This window comes from Arthrobacter sp. UYEF21 (genome assembly GCF_040546085.1).
Lineage (GTDB): Bacteria > Actinomycetota > Actinomycetes > Actinomycetales > Micrococcaceae > Arthrobacter.
Genome location: NZ_JBEPNF010000001.1, coordinates 186,012 through 211,617 on the forward strand (window position 1 = coordinate 186,012; position 25,606 = coordinate 211,617).

At 60.7% G+C, this 25,606-nt stretch carries 22 protein-coding genes, 1 other RNA gene and 1 pseudogene; 18 read left to right on the forward strand and 6 right to left on the reverse strand.

Annotated elements, in window-relative coordinates; genetic code table 11:
• Window positions 1–31 precede the first annotated feature (31 nt).
• Window positions 32–1,762 carry an ATP-dependent nuclease gene (locus ABIB27_RS00840; protein WP_354253364.1) on the forward strand — a complete coding sequence of 577 codons (1,731 nt, stop codon included), beginning with the start codon at window positions 32–34 and terminating at the stop codon, window positions 1,760–1,762.
• Window positions 1,756–3,441 (forward strand): UvrD-helicase domain-containing protein, encoded by a 1,686-nt coding sequence (locus ABIB27_RS00845; RefSeq protein WP_354253365.1) that lies wholly within the window; start codon window positions 1,756–1,758, stop codon window positions 3,439–3,441. Before ABIB27_RS00840 ends, ABIB27_RS00845 begins: the two co-directional genes overlap by 7 nt.
• Window positions 3,442–3,515: 74 nt before the next feature.
• On the opposite strand, the gene ABIB27_RS00850 is transcribed toward ABIB27_RS00845, so the two are convergent.
• On the reverse strand, window positions 3,516–3,806 hold the full coding sequence (locus ABIB27_RS00850) for a helix-turn-helix domain-containing protein (protein WP_354253366.1): 291 nt from the start codon (window positions 3,804–3,806) through the stop codon (window positions 3,516–3,518).
• Between the two features lie 1,034 nt (window positions 3,807–4,840).
• Here ABIB27_RS00850 and ABIB27_RS00855 point away from each other — a divergent pair.
• Both ABIB27_RS00855 and ABIB27_RS00860 read left to right on the forward strand, forming a co-directional pair.
• Window positions 4,841–6,187: a hypothetical protein gene (locus ABIB27_RS00855; RefSeq protein ID WP_354253367.1), complete on the forward strand. Its 1,347-nt coding sequence runs from the start codon at window positions 4,841–4,843 to the stop codon at window positions 6,185–6,187.
• A gap of 515 nt (window positions 6,188–6,702) precedes the next feature.
• Complete coding sequence (locus tag ABIB27_RS00860; RefSeq protein ID WP_354253368.1) at window positions 6,703–8,055, forward strand: DUF2510 domain-containing protein; 1,353 nt, start codon at window positions 6,703–6,705, stop codon at window positions 8,053–8,055.
• Window positions 8,056–8,180: 125 nt separating this feature from the next.
• On the opposite strand, the gene ABIB27_RS00865 is transcribed toward ABIB27_RS00860, so the two are convergent.
• The 5 genes from ABIB27_RS00865 to ABIB27_RS00885 form a co-directional block, all read right to left on the reverse strand.
• Window positions 8,181–8,669 (reverse strand): hypothetical protein, encoded by a 489-nt coding sequence (locus ABIB27_RS00865; protein WP_354253369.1) that lies wholly within the window; start codon window positions 8,667–8,669, stop codon window positions 8,181–8,183.
• Window positions 8,670–8,853: 184 nt separating this feature from the next.
• Window positions 8,854–9,261, reverse strand: a complete 408-nt coding sequence (locus tag ABIB27_RS00870; protein ID WP_354253370.1) for a hypothetical protein — start codon at window positions 9,259–9,261, stop codon at window positions 8,854–8,856.
• Window positions 9,258–9,542: a hypothetical protein gene (locus tag ABIB27_RS00875; RefSeq protein WP_354253371.1), complete on the reverse strand. Its 285-nt coding sequence runs from the start codon at window positions 9,540–9,542 to the stop codon at window positions 9,258–9,260. The genes ABIB27_RS00870 and ABIB27_RS00875 overlap by 4 nt, the downstream gene beginning before the upstream one ends.
• Window positions 9,543–10,360: 818 nt before the next feature.
• On the reverse strand, window positions 10,361–12,310 hold the full coding sequence (locus ABIB27_RS00880) for a hypothetical protein (protein ID WP_354253372.1): 1,950 nt from the start codon (window positions 12,308–12,310) through the stop codon (window positions 10,361–10,363).
• Window positions 12,311–12,455: 145 nt separating this feature from the next.
• The gene (locus ABIB27_RS00885; RefSeq protein WP_354253373.1) at window positions 12,456–13,799 is read right to left on the reverse strand and encodes a replication initiator; all 1,344 of its coding nucleotides are present in this window, start codon (window positions 13,797–13,799) and stop codon (window positions 12,456–12,458) included.
• Between the two features lie 678 nt (window positions 13,800–14,477).
• On the opposite strand from ABIB27_RS00885, the pseudogene ABIB27_RS00890 reads away from it, so the two are divergent.
• The 14 genes and pseudogenes from ABIB27_RS00890 to ABIB27_RS00955 form a co-directional block, all read left to right on the forward strand.
• A pseudogene (locus ABIB27_RS00890) lies at window positions 14,478–15,302 on the forward strand (TadA family conjugal transfer-associated ATPase); the annotation flags it as partial.
• A complete protein-coding gene (locus ABIB27_RS00895; protein WP_354213967.1) occupies window positions 15,302–16,156 on the forward strand; it encodes a type II secretion system F family protein in 855 nt (284 codons plus the stop codon). The pseudogene ABIB27_RS00890 and the gene ABIB27_RS00895, both read left to right, overlap by 1 nt.
• A complete protein-coding gene (locus tag ABIB27_RS00900) occupies window positions 16,153–17,094 on the forward strand; it encodes a type II secretion system F family protein (RefSeq protein ID WP_354213968.1) in 942 nt (313 codons plus the stop codon). Before ABIB27_RS00895 ends, ABIB27_RS00900 begins: the two co-directional genes overlap by 4 nt.
• 80 nt (window positions 17,095–17,174) lie before the next feature.
• Window positions 17,175–17,438 carry a hypothetical protein gene (locus ABIB27_RS00905; RefSeq protein ID WP_354213969.1) on the forward strand — a complete coding sequence of 88 codons (264 nt, stop codon included), beginning with the start codon at window positions 17,175–17,177 and terminating at the stop codon, window positions 17,436–17,438.
• 3 nt (window positions 17,439–17,441) lie between these two features.
• Window positions 17,442–17,825 carry a TadE/TadG family type IV pilus assembly protein gene (locus ABIB27_RS00910; protein WP_354213970.1) on the forward strand — a complete coding sequence of 128 codons (384 nt, stop codon included), beginning with the start codon at window positions 17,442–17,444 and terminating at the stop codon, window positions 17,823–17,825.
• Window positions 17,806–18,336, forward strand: coding sequence for a hypothetical protein (locus ABIB27_RS00915; RefSeq protein WP_354253374.1), 531 nt, complete (start codon window positions 17,806–17,808; stop codon window positions 18,334–18,336). Before ABIB27_RS00910 ends, ABIB27_RS00915 begins: the two co-directional genes overlap by 20 nt.
• Window positions 18,337–18,343: 7 nt before the next feature.
• Window positions 18,344–18,826, forward strand: a complete 483-nt coding sequence (locus ABIB27_RS00920) for a pilus assembly protein TadG-related protein (protein WP_354213972.1) — start codon at window positions 18,344–18,346, stop codon at window positions 18,824–18,826.
• Between the two features lie 53 nt (window positions 18,827–18,879).
• On the forward strand, window positions 18,880–19,995 hold the full coding sequence (gene prfB, locus ABIB27_RS00925) for a peptide chain release factor 2 (protein WP_354213973.1): 1,116 nt from the start codon (window positions 18,880–18,882) through the stop codon (window positions 19,993–19,995).
• Window positions 19,996–20,175: 180 nt separating this feature from the next.
• Entirely contained in the window at window positions 20,176–20,967 is a 792-nt protein-coding gene (gene ftsE, locus ABIB27_RS00930; protein ID WP_354213974.1) for a cell division ATP-binding protein FtsE, read from the forward strand.
• Complete coding sequence (gene ftsX, locus ABIB27_RS00935) at window positions 20,964–21,878, forward strand: permease-like cell division protein FtsX (protein ID WP_354213975.1); 915 nt, start codon at window positions 20,964–20,966, stop codon at window positions 21,876–21,878. Before ftsE ends, ftsX begins: the two co-directional genes overlap by 4 nt.
• 27 nt (window positions 21,879–21,905) lie before the next feature.
• Complete coding sequence (locus ABIB27_RS00940; protein ID WP_354213977.1) at window positions 21,906–23,348, forward strand: peptidoglycan DD-metalloendopeptidase family protein; 1,443 nt, start codon at window positions 21,906–21,908, stop codon at window positions 23,346–23,348.
• A gap of 87 nt (window positions 23,349–23,435) precedes the next feature.
• A complete protein-coding gene (gene smpB / locus ABIB27_RS00945; protein WP_354213978.1) occupies window positions 23,436–23,909 on the forward strand; it encodes an SsrA-binding protein SmpB in 474 nt (157 codons plus the stop codon).
• 97 nt (window positions 23,910–24,006) lie between these two features.
• Window positions 24,007–24,375, forward strand: a transfer-messenger RNA (tmRNA) gene (gene ssrA / locus ABIB27_RS00950).
• Window positions 24,376–24,622: 247 nt separating this feature from the next.
• The gene (locus ABIB27_RS00955) at window positions 24,623–25,603 is read left to right on the forward strand and encodes a S1C family serine protease (protein WP_354213979.1); all 981 of its coding nucleotides are present in this window, start codon (window positions 24,623–24,625) and stop codon (window positions 25,601–25,603) included.
• The last annotated feature ends 3 nt before the right edge of the window (window positions 25,604–25,606 follow it).

Below are 25,606 nucleotides of genomic sequence, written 5' to 3' on the forward strand. Positions count from 1 at the left end.
ACTTGTGTCCCTGCGGAGGAACGCGCTGTAGATGTCGAGTGGGCATGTCGCGGGGACTGAAGTCCGCACGCTTTGCGATACTGAGACGTTGAAGTGCTGGGGCGACGGGTCACAGCTTTGGTTTCGAACATTGGGGACGTCCGTGAAGCTCAGCTCTGTGCGAATTGAGAACCACAGTCGCTTGGCGGACTGCACTGTAGAGGTGCGGAACCATCTGGTGATTGTTGGTCCGAACGATGTTGGAAAGTCCTCCTTGTTGCGTTGTATGGACCTTCTCCTCGGAGCTTCGACCGCGTCCTTGTACAGCCGCATAAGTCCTGAGGACTTCCGCGACAAATCGAGGAGTTTCGTCGTGGAAGCTATTCTGGTCGACCTGAAGGCAGATGACTATGCTCATTTTCCTGACGAGATTCATGTTCATCCCTCTACAGGGGAGAAGTACCTCCGAATCATGCTCGCAGCCGACCTCGACTCCGAGGAGACTCTCAACATAGATAGGAGCGCCCCGGATGGTTCGACGGGGAGGCAACTTTCACGGGACCAGCTCCAGAGTTTGGGCTGGAAGACGGTAGGCGCCGCTCATTCTTCGTCGCGGGATTTCCGCGATGACCGCAACAGTTCGTTGGACGACATTCTCTCGGCGATTGAACTCGGGGAGGAGGAGGCTGCTTTCAAGGCGGTCGTGAATTCCTTTCAGGGGAAGCTCGACGACTCGGCAGTGCTTGCGCTATTGCGCGCTAAGTTGTCGAAACAGCTTACGAAGGCGCTTCCTGAGGGCATTCGGCAGGATGACCTGAGTTTCGTATCCACCGCGACTGAGGACCTTTTTCGGGACGTACGACTTCAGATTCGCAGGCAAGGCGAGTTGAAGAACATGACGGAGCAGTCCGACGGTGCGCGGGCGCTTTTCGCCATCGCTCTGTATGACCTCGTTGCAGAATCCTCCAATATCGTGGCTGTCGATGAACCCGAGATCCATCTACATCCTTCAAGCCAGCGGAGTTTGGGTCGCCTGCTACGAGACGGCGTCAACCAGAAGATATTGGCGACGCACTCGCCCGACATCGTTGGCATTTTTGAGGTCGACGACGTCGTTGTAGTGAAGCCCGGTGGCGTCATTGTTCAGCCCTCAGCGGGCTTCCTTAACGCTGAAGAGCGATTGCTTGCGCACTGGTGGGTAGCAACCAAGCTGGAGCCCCTCACCTCACGTCGAGTGACGCTGGTGGAGGGACCGGCAGACCGGATCATCGTGCAGAGAGTCGGGGACTTGACGGACCGAGACCTCGATCGGCTTGGGGTCGCTCTGGTGGAACTCGGCGGAGCGGGCGATGTCAAGTATGTCCACAAGCTCTTCGGCAGCTCCGGATTCGATGTGGACATGTCGCTGCTCATTGACCGTGACGCTGTTAGCCAAACCGAGTTGCACCTCGGTTTGGCAGAAGGGGACTTTTCAGCCAACTCGGTCTTTGTATCGGAGACAGACCTAGAGGATGAGTACGTCTCCGCGCTCGGTTACGCCGAGTTGTTCGCCGCCATAGAATCCTCCAAGCTCTTCACCAAGAACGAATTGAGGAACTGCAAACCTTCCGGACCGGGTGGGACTCTGCAACCTTCTGACGTTGCTGAGTTTTGTCGGTACAAGAGCAGCTACAAAGTGCGGGCAGCACTGGTTGCAGCCAGCATTATGGACGAAGCATCTGCGCGCAAAGTCGCCAGTGTTGACGCCATGCTTAGCGACATCGCGGAGCGTACGACTTGGTAAACCCGACAGCCAAGCAAGCCCAAATACGGGACATGACAGAGCTAAGCCTGATGGTCGTCGCTCCTGCGGGTTGCGGCAAAACGGAAGCACTGGCGCTCCGGGTCGCCGGAATTCTCGCTAGAGGTCAGGTCAGCAGCCCTCGACGTGTACTTGTCGTCACTTTTTCCAAGAAGGCTCGCGATAATATTCGCGAACGCCTTGCAGACTACGTCGATGCTCGAACATTGCGCGAAAAGGTGACAATAGCCAATTTGCACGGACTGGCAGCTCGGATCATTCGATCCCACGGAAACGTAATCGGTATTTCGCCCGACGTTCTGATGCCAGACAGTGACTGGGTTGCAGCAGAATGTCGTGCTTTGCGGCTTGGCTACGATCGGACTGATGAAGTACGCAGCGTTCTCCAGCGGGTCAAGTTGCAGTCACTCAACGATGACGAAGTGCTTGAGATGATCCGAGCGCTCGGTGATCCAATCGCAGAAACGATAGAAACCAAACGTCAGCAGGAACGTCGCCTCACGTACGAAGACCTGCCCCGTCTCGCTGAACTCGTTCTCCAGAGTCCGTGGGTCGCAGAAATTTACAATCAGCACTTCGGATGTGTTGTCGTAGACGAATTCCAAGACCTGACTCTTCAACAGCTTCGGATGCTGAAGAGCATTGGCAGCGACAGGATAACGTTCGCGGGCGATTTAGCTCAGGGCATCTACACGTTTGCTGGCGCCGCGCCCAGCGCGGTGCACGAGTCCATTAGAGGAGACTCGAAGGCGCAGATCTCGTTCGCTGAATCGCACCGGTCGTCGCCCTCGGTCTTGGACCTCGTCAATGTCCTTCGAGACCAAACAGGCGGCGAGGAACTCGTCTGCGCTAAACCGGAAAGGTGGACGTCAGGCGGACTGGGAGCCGTCCAGTCCTTCGCTGATGTGGAAAAGGAAGCAGAGTGGGTGTCAAGGTTCGCCCGCTACGTCCTAAAGCGTGCACCCCAGCACAGGGTTGGGGTCATAGCTCGAACAGTCGGAAGAAGACGTTTCGTTGACGAGTTGATGCGAGTAGGAGATCTGCCGTGGCACCGGTGGGATGACCCGCTTTTGGATCGCGAGACCGCGATCGTCACCCAACGAATCCTGTCAAAACTAAAGCTGGAGCAATGGGAGAGCGCGGAGAACCCGATACAGTATCTCCTCAGCATGGGCGACGCGGGCACGATTCAGGACCCCGACGCTAGCAAATCCCTCCGGGAAGCGATGGAGTGGGCACACGACGAACTTGTGCGCGGGACTGAGATCGAGGAACTGCGTGGGCGCGTCAAGATTGGTGACCGATCCGCGTTCACAACTTCTCCCGGTGTCCATTTGCTGAGTGGTCATGCAGGAAAGGGGCAGCAGTTCGATTGGGTTTGTGTTGTTGGAGCGGAAGAAGGTGTTCTGCCCTTCTTCAAAGCAAAATCCTCTGAGGAACTTGCCGAGGAGGCGCGTACGCTCTCAGTGATGATCTCAAGGGCTCGACACGGGGCGCTGGTTCTCCATGCAAAATCCGTTCCGGATAACTCGGGGCGCGTCCGAGGCAAGGAAGAGTCGAGGTACTCACGTCAATTGCGGGCATCTCCGTCGTGCTTAACGGGCGCAGACCTCGTGAGCTGGCTCAGCAACGCAGACTGGGCCGCAATAGCCGCCAGCTAAAGAACTGCCGTGACTAGTGGAGGTTTCGCGTTGTCATCGCCGAGCAAAGCGCTACCTTCCTCGGTGCGGCGTCATCATCCCTGAACGGGGAGGACGCCAAATGTCTCGGGCGGCTGGTCAGTCTGCGGCAGCAAGTCCCGTAGGTCCATGCCTAGGGCGTCCGCCAACCCGTACAGGGTGGAAAGCTTGGGGTTTGAGATTGGCTCAAGAAGCCGCGTGTGCCCCCTGCCAGCTTCGAGGAGCTGGACCTGATTTTTTGTAATCTGGGCTCGTTGAGCAAGTTTCTCTTGGCTAAGACCAAGACTCAGACGGACAGCCCGAATTGTTTCTCCCAAGCGTCGTGAGAGTTCCGGGGACCAAGGCATAATTCGAGCATTCTCGATTAGACCTTAAATGGTCGACCCTATGCATTAGGATTCTGAGATGAAGGGCGTCGTGCATCGAGGACGGCGTCATCGACTTGGGGGAATACGTGCGGACAATCTCGAAGCTATTGCTTACAGCGTTGCTACTTATCGGCGGCGCTAGCGTGCTGGCTGCGCCAGCGCATGCAGCCACGGTTTGCTGGACGGCGTCGAACGGCGCACAGGTTTGTCAGGATGACGGCACGGGTCCGGGGACAGGCGGCGGCAACAATGGTGGCACCGGGAACGGTGGAAGTGGCGGCACTGGTGCGCCCGGAACAATTCCTCCACCACCTCTGCCTCCGGCACCAGCTCCCTACGCTCCGCCAGCTCCCGTACCAGTTCCGGCTCCGTACGTCCCGCCCGCACCGGCACCCGTCTATGTTGCTCCAACTCCCGCCTACCAAGTTCCCGTGCCCGTACAGGGTCAGCCAGCCGTCACGCAGTATCGGTCTCCGGCAGCCCAAGCCGCTCCCGCCGTCGTGGACCCCGCTGCTTCACCAGAGACCGTCAAGGTCGAGCCAGCCCCGACCGGTGTACCCGCGCAGCCCTCGGAGCCGTCTGCTCCCACCACCACCGCAGCACCTAGCCCCGCGCCGACTACGACACTGACGACGGCTGCGGAGCAATTCGAAGCGTCTGCTGTGGTCACCAAAGATGGCGCAGGGAATCCGGCTCTCGTGTTTCTGATTGTCGCCCTTGTTGTCGCCGGCTTTGTCGCCGTAGTTGTCAGTCGACAATTTAGAAAGAGCGGACGCGGCACCCGCTGGATCGGGTGACAGCGACGCTGCCAATGAGAGGTCAGCAGCCGTATCTGGCGTGGAGACTTGCCACGGCTAGGCGGAAAAATCCGGGTGTATCTCGGGGACGGCTGCCTCCGATGTGGATGCGTCGTCTGCGTTGTCCGCAGCCACGACAGCAGTCCAGCTTCAGGTGAGGTCTCTGCGCATCTTCCCCTTCAGACAATCCAATTCAACATAGAGAGAGGCAACCCCTTGGGAAAAATCGGTAGCTCGTTCACGCTGCTCGCACTTGTTTCAGTCATAGGTATGACAGCCTGCGCTTCGGGCGGCACTCAGCCGTTGGGACCGCAGGATGGCGCGGATTCCAAGTCCTCCGCAGCCGAGTCCGGACCGAAGGACAGGAACTTTCAGGACCCGCTGAAAGCCCGCACGGTCACATTTCCTGCGTCATGGCAGGGAGGTGCAGGCTGGTGGGCGACCACCGGTCCCACCGCAAAGGCAGTGTTCTCCGTCGGGAACTACACCGGCTACGTTGAGACTTTCGTACCGGACTCTGGAATGTCCCCTTCACCAGATACCAACAGCGGGCAGGGGGCTTTGGTTGTCGTGGACGGCTCGGGTAGCAGGGTGTACGTCTCGAAGCAGCAGACGGCATTTTCGGTTCAGGGCTCCAGCCTGTCCCGCATTTCGCGAAACGGGAAGGGATACCTTGTGTACATCGAAAATGGGGTGTCACAGGGCGATCCGACCAGCGTCGCTGCGGACAAGGCGACGATCGCGTCCTCAGTCACCGTCATCGATGAGAGCGGCACAGTGCGGTTCTCCAAGGTTCTCGGGCCCAGCGAGTCTGTCTTCGTCGGTGAAGACAAGGCTTATCAGAGGGGCAGCAGAGGCGGAGAGAGCGACATCAACGCCGTCAAAGACGACTCGGTTCGCGTTAGCACGACCGTGAAGACCGGCTCTTCCACTTACTCGGTCACGAAGTCACAGGTGATGAACATTGAGAATGGCGCTTTGTCGCCTGAGCCGACGCTGGCTGGAGCCAAATGGGTTGGAAACTATGACGGAGTTGACCTCTTTCGCGGTGTGAACGGCTTGACCGACGGAAAATGGACTGCTGGAGTTCCGGGGAGGGTGGAGAAGTTCGGCAGCCTGATCCAGATCGTCGGCTGGGACCACTCAGACATCTACTCTGCCGCTCCTACGAGCATGTGCCGGGTTCTGAACCTTCATAGCGGAGAGCCGGTCACGAACCTTGGTGTGCCTGATAAGGAATGCCTCAAGATCGCTGTAAGTAGCCAGAACGGAAACTACGTTGCCTACTCCAAGTACGGCAGCAGAGACGGCGGCATCCTGAATATCGCCGAGGACAAGGTCTTTCCAATTGTCAGCGCAATCAATTTCCGCCCGAGGGGAATCAACAACAGCGGGGACGTGTATGGAGTGAGCGACGATTCCGTCGCCTACTTCAATATGGACGAGGAAGAATCGCCGAAAATTGAGGTGGGCGTCAATGCGGCACCGTATGTAATTGCGGACAGTGGACTGGCGGCATTCTCTGACGACGAAGAGGGCACGTACTTCGTGGTGAAGCAGTAGTGCCTTCGCTCCAGCTCACCGCCACCGTCGTAAGAAAATGTCGAGCAACGTACCCCGAGAGCGCGCAGGGCAATGGCAGCTCTACCTTCGCAAGCGACAGCTCTGTCCGAGCGGCTGTCCCCGCAGCGGGGCAGGTAACCGTCCCATAGGATCGGTCTCTGGTGTGCCAGCGTCTCCCGTGTCATCACGCAAGTAGCACCCCGTCTGCGATGCAGACCGAATGTATGCGGGAATCGGATGTAGTTGCGGTGGTGAATCGGTCAGGCGATGGCGCGCTCGGCTCGATTCTGGTCGTTGTGAGTGTCGCTCTTGTTCTCGCTGGCTTTGTCGCTCTTGTTGTCAGAACTCTTTCTAGGAAGCGCCGTTCCGGGACATGGAACGCGGTGCGCTGAGAACTGAAATAGCAATAAGCGCCAGTTGATTTGCGGCTGGGATTCTTGCTTTCTTCGGAGCGGTTTGGCAGGTGAAGCGGTGCATTCCCAACGCACCGGGATACGCTACGGTTACTAACTTTGATGCGCACTATTTTGGGGGAGACAATGTCGCAGGTCACGAAGTCCGTCGGATGGAAAAACGACCCGGAGGACACGCGGTTCGCCCGCTATTGGGATGGCGATTGGACCGACGACAGAGTGACCTATCTTGAATTGTCCGCTGCGACCGACCACCTTGGGCGCATTCCGGGACCGGAGTACTTCAAGCGAAACGAGCTGGTTTCAGCCGCGCCTACCGAAATGGGATGGTATCCGGATGCTTCGGACAGCACCAGACGGCGGTACTGGGACGGGGCATGGGGGCATGACTCGGTGCCGCTGTCGTGGCTGCTGATGCTCGGCGGCGTCGCCCAATCAGAGGGGATCGGCGTCGTTCCCGCTGCCCGCTTCGTGCCGAACAGCGATAACCCTGACGAGATTGTCTGGTTTGACGGCTCCCGTATAACCGGATTCTATGGGACGCCCGCGAAGATCCTCGCGAACCTTGATTGGGCTCTTCGCAAGAGAGGGATAGCGGTGCCGGAACGCGACCGGATGGACCGGCTCACCGATCCATCGTCGGCGGAGCTGAACGTAATAAACGAAAACGTCGATGCGGCTGACCAAGAATATGAAAGGCAGCGTCTTGAAGCTGCGGCGCGCGCCCGTGCGGCACGTCCGGTCATCCACGAGCCCGAAGATTCTGACCGCCCTGTGTCGAACCACGGGCTACCGGATGACCCTACGTCCAAGGGCTGGATTCAAGACCCGAACAATCCGGATTGCGTCATTTTCTGGAACACCGCAATATGGTCCAAACGTATGCGCATCAGGGACATGATTATCCATTTGCTCAACGAATTGGATGAGGACCTTCCTGAAGCGTGGGATCTCAAGGCAGCCAGAAACACCCGTGCGATGGAGCTGTTCAGCAATATTTCGGCAAGGAGTTGGGGCGAGGCGGGATGGTACATCGACCCGCAGCAGAGTCTCGGGGATCGCAGGGTTCGTTATTGGGACAGCCGGTGGACCGAACATGTCGCCGCAGACCCGGAGGGCTGGTATGACGACCCGATTGACCACGGAAACATCCGCTACTGGCACGGGGACGGCTGGACTGAACACGTTAAGAACAAATCGTTCGAGCAGCAACAGTTCGATGCTAAGGAAGCGGCACGCTACGCAAGAAACCAAGCGGGCAAGAAGCTCGGCAGGGAGTTGCTCGGTATCGCGCTCGGCGGAGCCACGCCCAGCGAGCGTGCTGCAAACAAGAATGCAGCGGCTGCCCAACGTCAGCGCGAATCCGATAGGTGGTATGCACAGCGAAGCCGGGATCGCGCCGACGCAGCCCGGAAAGAGCAGGAAAAGTTTTACCGCAAGCGCAACGGTTGGTGACGACGCCAAGGGCTCGCGACTCTGCGTGCATCGAGCTAGTCGCTGACGCAGTCATCGCGATGACATCGCCCACGGTCACCGCGCCGTAGAGCAAACGTCAGACCGGCGAGTCTACGGACTGCAACCTAGAGCCAGCCACCAGCAATGATGCCCGAGCTTGCCGTACCCGCAGGCATTCCCCGCTGAATCGCATCAGCCAGATCATCGCTGTAGTGCAATGCGGATTTGAAAGCGGGAACCCCGTCCCAAGCAGGGTCGAAGCCGTCACAGTTGTCCCACGCGCGCGCCATCGACAGCAATAGCAGGTACTTCGTGTTTATGTCGCAGATTTTTGCGACCTCTGACAGCGTCGCCCGCTGCGCGCGCAGTCGCCCCGCATAAATCTCGGGACAACCGCTTATCATCAGATAATCAAGAAACGCGGGTGTGCCATCCGCTACCAAAACCTTGGTACCGACCTGCGTCCATACGGTGCCGTCTTCGGCAGGCTCACGCTCAAACGATGTCCAGTACGCTCCCGCTTCGCTGCGAATCGCGAGGACATCAGCCAGATCATTCGCGATGACTAGCCCAAGGAACGCGACCATTTGCTCGTTGGCAATTCGAATATCCATCACAGCCATCCTTCGGCAAAACGTTCAGCGACATCGCCACGCGCAACAGCCGCACGCTCAAATGCCCTCCGGTGCAATTGGATGCAGCCTTGGCATGTCGCTGGCGCATGCGGACCAGCAGTTGCATGTTCATCCAACTGCTCATCCGTCCAACGCCGAATCGGATAACCCGGAGCCACGCTCATCACAGCGCGCCCACAGCAAGCGCCTGAGCGCCGCCAGCAGCAACACTCGTGGCTTCGAGTTGGTGCCGGAGGTACTGCTCACGCGCCTTGTCATAGGCGGCACGACGGTGTGGCACCTCTGTGGTTATCGCAGCGTGCACCGCCATCGCTTCCTTCACCGCACGCATAGCCCTCGACGGGGACACATAGTGGTGCTCAAATGGCTTCGTCGAATTCATTGCACCATCGACATTCAGCAGAGCAACATATGCCTGTCCCTCCGCCACACCGAAACGGGCTTCAGGCAGACTGCCATGCGGAACCACGACCGCGATGAGCGACAGCTTGTCCAGCACGGCGCGGATTTGTTTGGGAGATGCACCTTCCAGTCCGCCGCCACGCATCAATGCGTCCACAAGGGCAATCACAGCACCTCCCGCTCGTATACATAAACCCAGCGCGAACCGTCAGCGCTGCTCGCGTCAAGGTCCAATGCATAGAGACCCCTCGTCGGCGGCATGCAATCACACACCTCGTCATCGTCGTGTCCTGCGGCGTCCTCATAGGCATCACCACAGCAGAGCGCGCCATGGTGCACGGCAGCCACAAACTGGGAAGGGGGAGCGGTCTCGTAGATGTCATCGAAGGTGAAGCCGTCTGCCGGACCAAGGAGGCAAATCTGTTCCGCTGTGGCTGCTGGAAGAGTCATAGCCGGAGGCTATCGTTCACCACCGACAATCTTGCCGCCGCCCCGAAGCCGCGCTCAGCGCCGCCCTCACGACTGGAGACGACTAAGAGGGGCGAAGCTTCGTGCTGGCTTCGAACTCTCCACCACATCAGCACCGCTTCACAGGAAAGATGAAGGAATATCACGAGAGAAAGCGAAGGGGACACTGTTCAGTAGTCACATATTGCACTACCCCTACATGTTTCCGCGTCTACCAAACATCAGCTCTCAGCAGACATGACGACATCACTGAAATTCGTCCGCCCGCCTCGATGCCGCGCGCAGCGCCGCCCATAACCGGAGTGAACAATTAGAGGGGCTTGGACAGCAATGTGTTTGTGTCCATCGCCCCTCGGCTACAAACACTCGCTCGTATTGCAGTCCCCAATGAGTCAATGTTGAAGAACTCGTAGCAGAGAAGAGGCAAGGGAGTCTATGGCACCCCACATATAGGGGGTAACTGAGGGTTCGTGGCTTATCCCGTAGCGCTGGGTCTATCCCCACCAGAAGTGCGGTGAGTATTCGTTCGGGGTGCATATCCCAAGACTGCGAAATCCGAGATGCCACGGACAACTCGGTTAGTTGGGGACGAGTCTGAGTGCACTCCAGCGCCATCGCGTTGATGTGAACCTGCTTTGTCATGTTCGCGTTATCTAGTCGACTTAGAGTTGAAATATTGAGCTTCCTTCGGGCGTAACGCGCGTTTCATTCGCAACTCGCGTGCGGTTTAGCGCGTCGCGACTCCGACTAAGTTCAAAGGATCGAAGCGAGCCCTGCGGTACATGCGAGAGCACTTCAATCTAGGGTAAGTCCAAGTCACCCGCCCGATTCCACTCATCGAGTACGCCTGTCAGCACCAGCCGATAGTTCTGGTCTCCGGCTTGGGGTGGTACGCCTCGGAGCCATCTGATGGCGCCTTGGATTGCTTCGACAACTTCAGTGTCGGACCATGTTTGAGCAGCCGCTCTCAAGGTGCGAAGACGACCAACTTCGCCGATGTCGTCTGCTGCTAAGACTTTCGAGAGATGGCGCGCGATGACGCGTCTCCGCCCCGGTGTATCGAGCACAGGGATGCCGTCCACTTGCACCGATCCAGCGGCTTGGAGGAACTTCAGCGGATCGGACAGTTGTTGCGCCGAAACAGCCCGGAGTGCCGGGACGGCGACCGTCAGTACATGGACATCGGCATTTAGTTCGTAGCGCAGTATCAAAGTATCAACGCTCGACGGCAGCGCATTGCAGATGACCTTTGCAAGAGTGAATTTGCTCCGGTCTGTGTCGCCGATTGTTATCTGCCAAATCGCCGCATCATCCGCTATGGAATGCACTGTGACGTCAAGTGCGGTCAGCAAGAGTCGGACAACAGCAGAAGTCGAAAACCCGTAGAGTTCGAGGTCTCGTACCTGATGTCCGTCCTGCCCGCGTGAGGATACTTCATCGTCCATGACTAGTTGGATCGCGGTGAAGCTCTCGATTAGCGTCATCAACTTGTCGGTCAGGTCCGCGAACGTCAGTATCCCCTGATGACTCTTCAATTTTATTGAAATCGAGTCTTCGTTGACCGTGTAGCTGTGCCCGTGGGATGTCGCGTTACGGAGATTATTGTCCAGCCCGTGAACTAGCCCCGACAGGGCAGGGGTCTTGGAAACGATGTCTGCGATCCCTGTGGCGTTCTGCGTACGCAGCTTGGCGTAGGGCATGGTCTTCTGACCGGACAACAGAAGCAGGGAACCCATGATGGGGATTCCAACCTGTTCAAACACCTCGCTGTAGAGCGCGACAACCTCTCGTACGAGGGACGGTGTGGTTATCCTCCCGGCGACGGTACGTTGAAAACGAACCCAAGCCTGAACAGCCCTCAGTTTGGCTTCGTGAAGGTCAGACAGGAGGACAGCGTCCCCAGCCAGTGAATCCAGTGTCTCGCATTTGCTCTTGCACAACTGAGCGGTTTCCTGAACTACTGTCCGAAATCGGTCCCTGTCAAAATTCGACTCCGAAATCAGGTCACACATTAGGTATGAAAGCCCGGTTCCGACTTCGGGCTTCCGCCCGGACAAATGTGAGAACTCGGTACTTCCTCGTTGCTCCAATTCAGCCACAGACAGTCCGTCATGCCTGACACTGAGCGCCCGAAACAGGTCAATTCCGCCAGCATCTAAGAGGTCAGCAGAGCTGACCTCGCCCAGCGCGGCGTTGATCCTATTCTGGACCGTGCGCCGTGACGTCATCCCGTCGATATGGCTCTGAGCTTGGCGCGCGTGCCGTTGGGCTTCGTGCATGCTTGGGGCTGCGAGGGCGTCGAGGTACCGATTGATCAAGTGACCGAAGTCGTCGATCTGATCCTTGAGGTACTTCATGCGTTCAATGTCGGGACGCTTGCGGGGAATAGTCGCTGCTGCTGCCAGCATGTCGAGCTGGCGGCGCACCAATTGGGTGAGCGTGGCTATTTCTTGAGCGGTTGTCGATCGACGAGCAACCTTCGAAAAGGACCTGAGAACGGGCTCTAGCGCGTTTTCAAGGTAGTTGTCGAGCTGATCCAACGTGACGGTTGGAACCCCTAGCCGTGGCGCCGGTTCGCGAACTGCATCGTCAGCAATAGATGCTCTGATCCCATCCACGATCGTGCGACGGGCATTCACGGCGCCATTCGTTTCCTCGACAGCGGGCTTGCGATCACACTCGGGGCATGGCTGGGCGACCACGCGAACTGCGGCGCCGCAACGGTCACAGGAGGTCTTGTCGTACGACAAGACCATTGTGTTGTCCCTTTTCCCCATCGGTCATCCCCCTGATCCATAGCCACACGCTTAAGCGACTCTAACGTCCAACGAATGTCGCTGGACGTTCTTGCGCTTCTTCGTGACCAGCAAGCGCCGTTTGGCTACTGAGACCTCGTCAACCGTCCCCGACCCCGATAGAGGAACCATGCTGTTTGACCCATAGGGGGAGATCGACGGCAATGGGGAACTGATTTCCATGATCAAGCGGATGAAAAGTATCTATACATATCCAAGGCGTGCGAGTTCGCAGTTGACCCGCGACCTGCTCCGCCGGAACTTGGGTGGGGACTGATATGCCCTGCGCGGGAACGGGCTGATTTTCGGATGGGGTTAAGACGTTGTGTGCCGCTTCCGGCGGCACCATCGGGAGGACTCTACGCCCTGCGAATCGCCACTGGATGTCCGTGTTGGCATGGACCGTTGCGGATTTCTTAGAACCGTAAACAGCTCGTTCCTTGCGCAACGACGTAAAAGTAAGCGTGGTCCAGTTCCGGCTCTTCAGGATTGAATCGCCGACCCATCCGGCTGACGTCTTCCGATACCTCTTGGCTGCGACCGAGGGGCTGATCTCACAGTGTTGCTGTTGCAACGCAATGAGCCGGAATGCGGCGTCCTGCGCGTGGGCAATGTGAAGACCGCGCGCACCTCCCTTATAAGAAAGTTGCATTGGCTGGCGAGTCCCCGTGGTCTTGAGTAGGTATGAGATGCTCACGTCCTCATCCAACTGCGTTGCTACTTCCGCCATGACGTTCGATCCCCACGCCATCTCGAAAGGTAAGCCACCGATAGTAGTGTTGGAGCGGAACCCGGCAAAGAAGTCCTCCACGAGTCCTGAGCGCACTCGTTGACCATCGGTGTATATACCGAGTCTCTCTCTAGCCAGATCGAGGCGAAGAACCGCATGTACATGCATCGCCCCCGACAAGTGGGGTTCGGGCACGCCGAACCAGCTAACGGGCGGGACGGTACCATCCGTCTGTTGGCTGCTGATGATTTTGGTTAGAAGAGCCATGCTGCGAGTCCAAAGCTTACCGAGAGTCGCGTTTGCCCGGACGAGCCGCTCGTAGTCAAAGAGGTGAGTGCTGATGGGGGTGCCAAGTATGGCGTCCCCGGCAGCGTGAATCTTCGAGCAGTGGCAACGCTTAGAACTACCGGCATCCCTGTAATGCACCCGCCCGAAGGCTGGCAGGGTGAGGGTGACCTTTACGTAGGTCATGCCCTCGTGACGGAGACCATCGCGCCCCATGCGGTACGAGTCGCCGTGCCAGAGAGAAGCGCACGAAAAACAGTCGCTGTAGTGACGGGCGTTGCAGCGCTTCATGACCATGCCGACGACCTCGGCGGTTCGGGCATCGATCTTTTCGAGCAGGACTGGCTTCATGCAAGGACCGCATTGTTTGGAAGCACGAGAGAACTGCTGATGCCGCTTCTGGATAAGCGGGAGTATCGGAGTGTCCATGGAGCCCAACCGTCGCGAAAGCGAAATGGTTGGACTACTGAATAGTGCCGAGGCTTCTTAGTAATCCGATGCAACCTCTGAGTGTTACATCGGTGTTCTCTTGTCTATCGAGAACACCATCCGCTGACTGGGTCCGCTCGGGAGTCAGCGTCTAACGACAACGATCTACCAGATCAATTGCCGCCCGGTTTACCGCCGGGAACGTCCCGTGATTCCTCACGAGTAAGTTGTTGCTTGTGGTCCAATTCTAGGACGAATCGGGACGGAAGTTTTTCTGGCTGTACCCAGATCAATTCAACCGCCTCTGGGAGGAATGGGGAATCGATCCACCTTAGATCGGTTTGAGTGCTTCGAATCGCCGTCGGGCAGTAGCTAGAGCCACTGGGTGGCGGCGATTTGCTTAGTCGCCAGTGAAATACTTGACGACTTTCTTACGGCGCGCAGTCGCGCTGTCCGGGAGTTGGAATTGAAGGCTGCCCAGCAACCGCTCGTCATCGAGTGCCTTTGTACCTTCCATCGCGATGCGTGAGTCGACCGTCCCAACTGTTCTTGACCCAGAGACCTTCGCCGCGTCGATCGGGGATATATGTCATCGTCACCCAGTCGTGCCCGATGACTTGTACGCATATCTGTGGTCGCTTGAGCGTCCGGAGTCGACTTGTCGAGAACTGACATATTGTGGACGCCGCCCTGCCCGATGGCTCCAGGCTCCACGTCGTCATCCCCGATGTCACCCGCCGGCATTGGGCAGTGAACATCCGCAAATTTGTGGTGAAGGCCAGCCGGTTGGAGCACCTGGTCGAGTTGGGCACCCTGACGCCGCAGTCCGCCCGGTTCCTTGGGGCCGCGGTCTCCAGCGGACTGAACATCCTGGTCTCGGGCGCCACCCAGGCGGGTAAGACCACCATGCTCAACTGCCTGGCCGCCAGCATCGGCAGCCGGGAACGCGTTATCACTGTTGAAGAAATCTTCGAACTCCAATTTCCGCTCCGGGACGTGGTGGGGCTTCAGTGCCGCCAGCCCAACCTCGAGGGCGAGGGCGAGATTCCGCTGCGCAGGCTTGTCAAGGAAGCGCTCCGGATGCGCCCGGACCGACTTGTGGTGGGCGAGGTCCGTGAAGCCGAGAGCCTGGACATGCTGATCGCTTTAAATAGTGGACTACCAGGGATGTGCACCGTCCATGCAAATTCTGCCCACGACGCCGTGACGAAGATCTGCACGCTGCCGTTGCTCGCCGGCGAAAACATTTCCTCAGCGTTCGTTGTCCCCACGGTGGCGTCCTGCATTGACCTGGTGGTCCACTGCAGCCGCCACGCCAACGGCCGCAGGCAAGTCACCGAGATCCTCTCCCTCGGCCGGCGGGTGGAGAACGGAATCATCGAGTCGTCCATGGTTTTCGCGATGGCGGACGGCCAGCTGCAGCCGCGCGCCAACTCCATGCCGGCGGCGGAGAAGTTTGCCCGCGCCGGGTACGACGTCGCAGCGCTGCTGGAGCCGCGCTGATGGCGCCGCTGTTCGGGGTACTTGCCGGCACGGGCCTGTTCCTTATCTGGTGGTCATTCTGGGACAAGCCGACGGCGGTGAGGCGGCGTCCCAGGGCCAGCCGCATCGAGGATCTGCTCGCCTCCGCCGGAATCGAGAAAGTCACGGCCGCCGGCCTCGTTGCCTCCTGCCTGGGATTGGGCGTCTTTGTGGCACTCATCTTCTTTGTGGTCAGCGGGACTTGGCCCATGTCGCTCTGTTTCGGACTGTTCGGCGCCTGGCTCCCGGTCAGTGTGGTTCGGTGGCGGGCGAACAGAAGGACCGCCGTGCTGCGCCAACTCTGGCCGGATGTGGTTGATCATCTGCGGTCCGCCATCCGCGCGGGTCTTTCGCTGCCGGAGGCTTTGATCCAGCTGGGGGAGAAGGGGCCCGAGGAGCTCCGGCACGTCTTCCGCGACTTCGGGGCGGACTACCGGGCAGGCGGCCAGTTCGATGCATCCCTCAACAAGCTCAAGGACCGGTTGGCCGATCCCGTCGCAGACCGGATCGTCGAGGCGCTCCGGCTGACGCGGGAGGTGGGCGGCTCGGACCTGGGTAAACTGCTTGGCACGCTGGCCGAATTCCTGCGCGAGAACGCCCGCACGCGCAGCGAACTGGAAGCCCGGCAATCCTGGACGGTCAACGCCGCCCGGCTCGCCGTTGCCGCTCCCTGGATTGTGATGCTCCTCCTGGCCACCCGTCCCGAGGCCGTGAGTGCCTACAACACGCCGATGGGCGCCGGCGTCCTGCTCGGCGGCCTGGTGGTCTCGCTCATCTGCTACTCCATCATGCTGCGCATCGGCGCACTGCCGCAGGACGAAAGGGTGCTTCGATGAACGGGCTCTCGGCAGCCGCTGTTGTGTGCGGCATCGTCCTCGGGGTGGGCCTATGGCTGGTTTTTGTCCGTGTCCCCTTTATGCGGCCGCTGACGTTCATTCAGCGCATCGAGCCGCAGCTGAAATCGCAAAACCTGGAATCCCGACTGCTGCGCGCCACCGGACAGAATGCCACACCCTTTGGACCGTTGGAGCGGATTGTGCGGCCCCTGCTTCACGACGGACTCACCGCCCTCGGCCGCCTGAACCTTGGATCAAAGGCGCTGACCCGCCGCCTGGCGCAGGCCGGGATCAACAAATCGACGGTGGATTTTCGGGCCGAGCAGTTGCTCTGGGCCGCCGCGGGCTTCGTCATTTCACTGGCGATCGTAGTGTTGAGCGCGGCGGCCGGTCGCTTTAGTCCCTTTCTCGCCGTTGTGGCCGTCCTCGGAAGCGCCCTTGGCGGCTTTCTCTTCCGCGACTTCTGGCTGGGCGTCCAGATCAGCAAACGGGAGTCCCGGATGATGGCTGAATTCCCCAGCCTCGCGGAGCTGATGGCTCTGGCTGTCGGCGCCGGCGAAAGTGCCACCGGCGCACTGGACCGCGTCTGCCGCAGCGCCAACGGCGAACTGGCCAAGGAATTCTCCAAGATCCTCGCTGAAACCAGGGCAGGGAAACCACTGGTGGAAGCACTCCAGGAGTTTTCTGCCCGGACGGACCTCGGCCCGCTGGTCAGATTTGTGGACGGCATCATCGTCGCGGTCGAACGCGGAACACCCTTGGCAGATGTTTTGCGGGCTCAGGCCCAGGATGTCCGGGACACCGCAAAACGGGACCTGATGGAATCGGCGGGCAAAAAGGAAATCGCCATGATGGTTCCTTTAGTCTTTGGCGTCCTTCCTTTAACAGTGGTGTTCGCAGTGTTCCCCGGCATCGCTGCCATCAGCCTTGGACTGTAGCCATGATCATCACTCCATTGTCAGATCCCCAACCACGTACATCCACCGACCATCCGCAACACTCACTGAATGGGACCACAATGAAAAATCTTGGAATCTCGGGCAGACTGCTGCTCATCACTCTGCTGGCTGGCGTGTGGACGTGGACCAACGGGTCTCCATCGAGAGCGCATAGCCCGCAGCCGACCGGCGCGGCCGGCCCGGACAACCGGGAACGGGGTGATGTGCCCGGGTGGGTGATGATCACGCTGATGTCCGCAGTGCTGGTGGCGGCGCTGCTGGCCCTGGCCGGCCCTGCGCTTGAAACGATGTTCAACCAGGCCATGGACAGGGTCGGAAGATAGGGCATGCCGGACTGGCGCAGGGACGAACGTGGCTCCGCGGTGGTGGACTTTGTGCTGGTGGGCGGGCTGCTCACCATGTTCTTCCTGGCCATCATCCAGCTCACGCTGGTCCTGCACGTCCGCAATACGCTCATTGATGCTGCCGCGTCCGGTGCACGCCATGGAACGCTTGCGGACCGAGGTGCCTCGGATGCCGAGGATCGGGCAGCGATGTTGATTGGGACCGCACTCAATGCCGAGTTCGCCCAGGACATCAGCACCACAGTGGTGACCTTCCAAGGCCTGCGCACTCTCGAAGTGACCATCAAGGCGCCCCTGCCCGTCATCGGGCTCATCGGACCGCGGGACATGCTGGAGGTGAAGGGCCATGCGGCCATCCAGCCGTGACACCGGCCGGGTCCGCCGCAAGATCCGGGCCTGCCCCAAACGGGGCCTCAAGCAGAGGTTCAGCGAGGCACTGTGCCACGGTCGCCGCGGCAACGAGCGCGGGGAGGAGGGCAGCGCCGTCGTCGAATTCACGTTTTTGGCGCTCCTCCTCATGGTGCCGCTCGTGTACTTCATCATCACCGTGGGCCAGATCCAGGGCGGCTCCTTCGCCGTGGTGGGTGCTGCCGACCAGGCCGCGAAAGTCTTTGTGGCCCAGCCGAATGCAGCATCGGCCCAGGCCGCCGCTGAGCAGGCAGCCCTCATCGCGCTGGCGGACTTTGGCCACGAAACTAGCGCCGCGCAGGTCTCCACCCGCTGCGATCCGGCCGACTGCCAGGCCGCCGGGGCGGCCGTAACCATTACCGTGAATCTCACCGTGCCGCTGCCCTTCGTTCCCTTCAACGACGACTTTAGGCTGCAGGTCAGCGAAGTTGAGGCATCGTCCACTCAACTGGTCGGCAGGTTCCGGTGACCGCAGAATGAGCGGCCAGGCCGCCGTCGCAACCGCACCCCCAGGGGGCTCCAAACAGACAGCTGAAGACGGCCAGATGATGGTCATGATCATCGGCTACGTTGTGCTGGCCCTGCTGGTGGTCACCGTGGTCATCGGCATCTCCAGCGTCTACCTCGAACACAAGCGGTTGCTGTCCCTGGCCGACGGCGCCTCGCTGGCTGCTGCTGACAGCTATACCCTGGGTGAGGTCGCGGGGGAGAGCGGGGGCCCGTCCGCCGTCCTGGGCTCCGAGCGCGTCCGGAACGTCGCCGCTGACTTCGTGGCCGGAAGCCCCTCGTCGGCCCGGTTTGACGGGTTGGCCGTGACAGGGGCGAGCGGCAGCCCTGACGGGTCCACCGCCGTCGTGGTTCTCAGCTCGCTGGTCCACCCACCGGTGGTGAACTTCCTGGTGCCGGACGGAATCCGGATCGAAGCGGCATCCACCGCCCGTTCGCGGCTCACCCGCTGAGGTGCAGCGGGGGAGTCCGGGCCTCCGGCCGGATAGCGTAGGCTTAAACAACCATGGCCAATATTGATTTTTCCGCAGAAATCCGCGCCCTTCGCGCCACGTACAACTCCATCGAGCGAGTCAGCGATGTCGAGGCGTTGAAGGAAGACATCGCCGAACTGAGCGAACGCGCGGGCGAACCGGACCTGTGGGATGACCCCGCTGCGGCCCAGAAGATCACCTCACGGCTCTCCCACCGCCAGTCCGAGCTCGAGCGGCTGAACAAGCTGGTGTCGCGGATCGACGATCTGGAAGTTCTGGTGGAACTCGGCCAGGACGAGGACGACGCCGACTCCATGGGCGAAGCGGCCACCGAACTTGAGTCGATCCGGAAATCACTGAAGGACCTGGAAGTAGTGACGCTGCTTTCGGGGGAGTACGATGAACGGGAAGCCGTGGTGTCCATCCGGGCCGGAGCCGGCGGCGTGGACGCCGCAGACTTCGCCGAGATGCTCATGCGCATGTACCTTCGCTGGGCGGAACGCCACGGATACCCCACCACGGTGATGGACACGTCCTACGCCGAAGAGGCAGGCCTCAAGTCCGCAACGTTCGAGGTCAAGGCACCCTATGCGTTCGGCACCCTCAGCGTCGAAGCCGGAACCCACCGGCTGGTGCGGATCAGCCCCTTCGACAACCAGGGCCGCCGCCAGACGTCCTTCGCGGCCGTTGAGGTCATCCCGCTCATCGAGTCCACGGACTCCATCGACATTCCGGACAACGAGATCCGCGTGGATGTGTTCCGTTCCTCCGGCCCAGGCGGGCAGTCCGTTAACACCACCGACTCCGCGGTGCGCCTCACGCACATCCCCACCGGCACCGTGGTGTCCATGCAGAACGAAAAGTCGCAGCTCCAGAACCGGGCCGCCGCCCTGCGCGTCCTGCAGTCCCGCCTCCTGCTCCTGAAGAAGGAACAGGAGGATGCAGAAAAGAAGGCCTTCGCCGGTGACGTCAAGGCGTCCTGGGGCGACCAGATGCGCTCCTACGTCCTGAACCCGTACCAGATGGTCAAGGACCTCCGCACCGAACACGAGGTGGGCAACACGTCTGCGGTGTTCGACGGCGAGATTGACGACTTCATCGACGCCGGGATCCGCTGGCGTACTGACAACCGCAACGCGGAGAAGTAACACCCGGCGGGGCCCACCGCGTAGGCCCGATCCCGCGACACACCCCTGAAACCCCCGAAATCCGGCAAAAAGACTGCGTATAGTCAAGGGGCCGGGGCCTCTTATTCCCCTAAACGAATGCCCGTGCGCCGGCTGCAGATCTGGGCTGCATCAGTAGTGCCCTGCAGGGTAATTAGGGCCATGATCCGATTCGAAAATGTCACCAAGGTCTACGACCAGACGGCCCGGCCTGCGCTGGACGATATCAGCCTTGAGATTGACCGTGGTGAATTCGCCTTCCTCGTGGGCGCCTCCGGATCCGGAAAATCCACCTTCCTCCGTTTGGTTCTCAAGGAAGACCGCGCCTCCTCGGGCGCCGTCTACGTGGCCGGCCAAAACGTCGCCAAGATCTCCAGCTGGCGCGTGCCCAGGCTGCGCCGCGGAATCGGTGTGGTGTTCCAGGACTTCCGGCTCCTTCCGCAGAAGAACGTGTTCGCCAACGTTGCCTTCGCCATGCAAGTCATTGGCAAGAGCCGCAGCGTCATCCGCGATACCGTGCCCGAGGTCCTCAAGACAGTGGGCCTCGAAGGCAAGGAAAACCGCCTTCCGCACGAACTGTCCGGCGGCGAGCAGCAGCGTGTGGCCATTGCCCGCGCCGTGGTCAACCGGCCCGGGATCCTCCTCGCCGACGAACCCACCGGCAACCTTGACCCCACCACGTCGATGGGCATCATGGGCGTGCTGGACAAGATCAACCAGAACGGCACCACGGTGGTTATGGCCACGCACGACGACGACATCGTCAACGAGATGCGCAAACGCGTGGTTGAGCTCAAGAACGGCGTCGTCATCCGCGATGAAGCCAAGGCACTGTACACCTCCATGATTCCGGTGGTGGGCCAGTCACGCCGGCTGCGGGACGCCAGCGGCCGGGACGAGGAGCCGCCCATTCCGGGAGACCGCCAGCCCGGCGCAGGGGAGGGGCAGCGATGAGGCTCGCGTTCATCCTCGGCGAGATCGGCAGCGGCCTGCGCCGCAACGTCTCCATGGTGGTCTCAGTCATCCTGGTCACCTTCGTCTCCCTGACGTTCGTAGGTGCCGCCGGCATGCTGCAGCTTCAAATCAACCAGATGAAAGGCTACTGGTACGACAAAGTGCAGGTGGCCATCTTCCTCTGCAGTGACGGTTCGACGGCGGCCGGTTGCGCCACAGGGCCGGTCACCCCGGAGCAGCAGGACAACCTGCAGACCCTGCTGGAATCACCCGCCGTGGCCCAGTACGTCAACGACTTCCAGTTCGAGTCCAAGGAAGAGGCGTACAAGCACTTCAAGGACCAGTTCTCCAACTCTCCGATCGTCGATTCAGTGACGCCGGACCAGCTTCCCGCTTCCTTCCGGATCAACATGAAGGATCCGCAAAAGTACCAGATCATCAGCGAGACGTTCTCCTCGCAGCCCGGCGTCGAAACGGTCATTGACCAGCGCCAGCTCCTGGAACGGCTGTTCTCGGCCATGAACGCGGCATCGCTTGTGGCTGTCAGCATCGCCGGTGTCATGATTGTCTGCGCCATCCTCCTGATCGCCACCACCATCCGCCTGTCGGCCTTCAGCCGGCGCCGCGAAACCGGAATCATGCGCCTGGTGGGCGCATCCAAGATGGTGATCCAGCTGCCGTTCATCCTCGAGGGCGTGATTGCTGCCGTCATCGGGGCGGCCCTGGCCTCCGGGACGCTGTGGGCCGTAGCGCACTTCTTCCTCGGCGAGTACCTCTCCAAGCAGTATCCGGACACGGCGTTTATCTCGCCCGGGCAGACGCTCATTCTTGCGCCAGCCTTGCTGATCCTTGGCGGATCTTTGGCTGGAATTTCGTCTCTCTTGACCTTGCGCAGATACTTGAAGGTTTAGGCTGTGCAAACCGACCAAGGAATCCTCATGAACGTATTGCACCGAACTGCGCCCCGCCACCGGGCCGAACGCCCGGCAAACACAGGCCTGTCACCGGCACGCCGCCGCAACGGCCTGATCAGCGGCGTCATGGTCCTTATCCTCGCTGCGAGCCTGGGCGCGTCAGCCCCGGCGGCTTACGCCGACGAGCTGGATGACAAGCATGCCGCCCTCGAAGCCGAGGCCGCACGTGTGCAGCAGTCGCTGGAGTTCGTGGATTCCCGCATCGCGAAGGCAGCCGGTGACCTGGTGATCTACCAGGGGCGGTTGCCCGGAGCCCAGCAGGCGCTCTTGGAGGCCCAGGGGCGCGTGGCCGGTGCCGTCAAGGAAGTCGAGGCCCTGACTGCACGGGTTGACCTTGCGCAGCAGAATAAAGCCAAAATCACCCAGCAGCTTGCGGCCGATAAGCAGAAGATCTCCGACACTAAGAAGCTGATCGGCCAGATCGCCACCCAGGCGTACAAGTCCGGCGGCGTACCCTCGAACCTGACGCTGTTCTTCGGCGCAAACAATGGCGGCAGCCTCACCCAGACCATGGACCTCGCTGATCAGGCCATGCGCAGCCAGAACGCCGCCATGGACAAGCTGTCCCAGCAGAGCGCCACCAACGTGAACTCCCAGGCCCGGCTTGAAGCCGTCGAAGCGGAGATCAAGGACCTCAAGGCCAAGGCCGACGCCGCCTTGGAAAAGGAGAAGGCCGCCCGCGACGAGGCTGCTGCGAAGAAGTCACAGGTTGACCAGCTGATCGCCGACACCACCCGCCTCGACGCCGAACTGCAGGCAGCCAAACCCGGTATTCAGAGCCAAATGGCTGCGGTAGAGGCCAGCCAGAGTGCCGTGGCCAACGAGATCGCCGAACGCGACCGCCGGCTCCGGGAAGCCTGGGAAGCCGAACAACGCCGCATCGCCGCTGCTGCCGCTGCCGCTGCCGCCGCCCGGGCCGCCGCGCAGGGCCAGGCTCCGCCGCCGCAGGCACCCTACGCACCGGTGACCGGATCGCCGTCGGCCTTTGGCCTGCGGCACCCGTTCTCGGGTGACGTGCCCATCACGTCCGGCTTCGGCTGGCGCTCAACCCCGCCCGGCACCATCGATTTCTATGGGCAGGGCGGCTACGTCCACACCGGCATCGACTTCGGCGCAGCCTGCGGCACTCCCGTTTATGCGGCGGCGGCCGGCGAGGTTTTCGCCTCAGGCTGGAGTTCCGCGGACGGCGGCGGCTGGCGGGTGAAACTATCCCATGGCGTGGTCCAGGGCAACTCCCTGACCACGATCGTCTATCACAACAGCAGCGTGGTGGTCTCCAACGGCCAGCAGGTGTCGCAGGGCCAGCTCATTGCGTACTCGGGCAACACCGGCAACTCAACGGGCTGCCACGCACACTTTGAAACCTGGCTCAACGGCGTTGCCGTTGACCCGATGCGGCTGCTGTAACGCGCGTCCGCTCCTGCCGTACACTGGTATGACTCCGCGCCGGACCGGCCGGAGCCAACCAAGATCCAAGAACTGAGGAGTTCCCCCGTGCCCAAAGAAAGTGGCCGTAAAGTGGTGGCCACCAACCGCAAGGCCCGGCATGACTACCTCGTGCTGGACACCTACGAGGCCGGCATTGCGCTGATGGGCACCGAGGTGAAGTCCCTGCGTGAGGGGCACGCGTCCATGGTGGACGGGTTCTGCACGTTCTACAACGACGAGTTGTGGATGGAGGGCATTCACATCCCGGAGTACAACCAGGGCAGCTGGACCAACCACGCCGCCCGGCGCCGGCGCAAGTTGCTGCTGCACCGGGAGGAGCTCACCAAGATCTCCCACAAGATCAGGGAATCGGGTTTCACCATCGTTCCACTGCAGCTGTACTTCGTGGACGGCCGCGCCAAAGTGGAGATCGGCGTGGCCCGCGGTAAGCGTGAATACGATAAGCGCCAGACCCTGCGTGAGCAGCAGGACACCCGCGAAGCGCAGCGCGTGATGCGGGAACGTAACCGCCGACGCTAGAGCCCCGGGAGGAATGATTTTCGCCGGGCATGCGTTATGATAAGTAGTCCGGCGGGGTTAGCGCTTGCAACGCTCAGCCGGTTTGATAACAAAATACGGGGATGATCGGTTTCGACGATGTTAGTCGCGACAGGTGAAGCGGGCCGAGGATGCAGAATTATCTCGTAAACGCTGTCTGCAAAAAAATAATCGCCAATTCAAAACGCGATGACTTTGCTCTTGCTGCCTAAGCAGTAAGACAGTCCGTCAGCCCAAGGTTGCTATTGCCCCGGAACCTGACGTCATTTAGATAGCCACTGCTGCTTACCCCCGTCATCGGGGTGAGCGGGACTCTTAGATGACTGGGCCCGGATCGGCCAGCTGTTTGCAGCATGGCCGGGGCCGAGAAAATCCGACGCAAACTGCGCCCGGAGAAGCCCTGACAAAACGACATCGGACGGGGGTTCAATTCCCCCCATCTCCACATTTTGAATGTCGCAAGACATTGCCAAAAGACCCGGACCTTGTGTCCGGGTCTTTTGGCGTTAACAGCCCCCGCGACATGCGCCCCAAGCGTCGGCGCCCCACCCGGCCCGCCGCCGTCGTGCGGTGCTGTTCACCGACGGCGTAGCCTGCGCGGGACTACCTTCCGCTACGCCGTGGTTATCGCCAATAGGACCCGGCGGTACCGAAATCTCCTGCCGGAGTCAACTAAGGCAGCCAGGAGGTGCGCCATGGACCCGGCCCGCGAGCCCCGTGCACAAGAGTACGACGACGGTGCGCTGGATTCGTATTCAAAGACAGTGATGCGGGTGGCTGAGACAGTCACCCCGCACGTTGCGGCCATCGAAATGACCGGGAACCGGCGGAACGGCCGGTTCCGGGTGGGCGCCGGCTCTGCGGTGCTTTTCACCGAAGACGGTTATCTGCTCACAAATTCCCACGTGGTGGCAGGCACACACCAAGGACATGCAGCCTTTGCCGACGGCAGCCGGACTGATCTTGAGTTGGTGGGCGTGGACCCGTTGTCCGATCTCGCGGTGATCCGCGGACGGGCACCAAAGGTGGCCCCAGCACAGTTCGGCGACGCTGAAACGCTGCGTGTGGGCCAACTGGTCATCGCTGTCGGGAACCCCCTGGGACTGGCGGGCTCAGTCACCGCAGGCGTGGTCAGCGGCTTGGGCCGGGCCATTCCCGTGTGGTCGGGCGGTAACCGGCGGGTGATCGAGGACGTTATCCAGACCGATGCGGCGCTCAACGCCGGCAGTTCAGGCGGCGCTCTGGCCGATTCGCACAGCCGGATTGTGGGGATTAACACCGCAGTGGCCGGCGCCGGGCTGGGCCTGGCGGTCCCTATCAATGCCACCACGCGGCGCATCATCTCGGCACTGCTCAAGGACGGCCGCGTCAGGCGGGCCTACCTCGGCGTTGTCAGCACACCGATCAGGCTCGGCGCCGGCGTGGTGATCAGGACGGGACAGCGGGACGGACTGAGGGTAGTGGAAGTGCTGGCCGCCTCGCCGGCGGACCGCGCGGGCCTGCAGGCGGGTGACCTCATCCTGACAGCCGGAAGCCGCCCCGTCAGCAACGCCGAAAGCCTGCAGAAGCTGCTCTTCGCTGACGCGATCGGGCAGCCGCTGGACATCAGGGTGCTGAGGGACGGCAAGGAACTGGAACTTGTGGCCGTACCGGAAGAGATGGCAGGGAACGGGTAACCG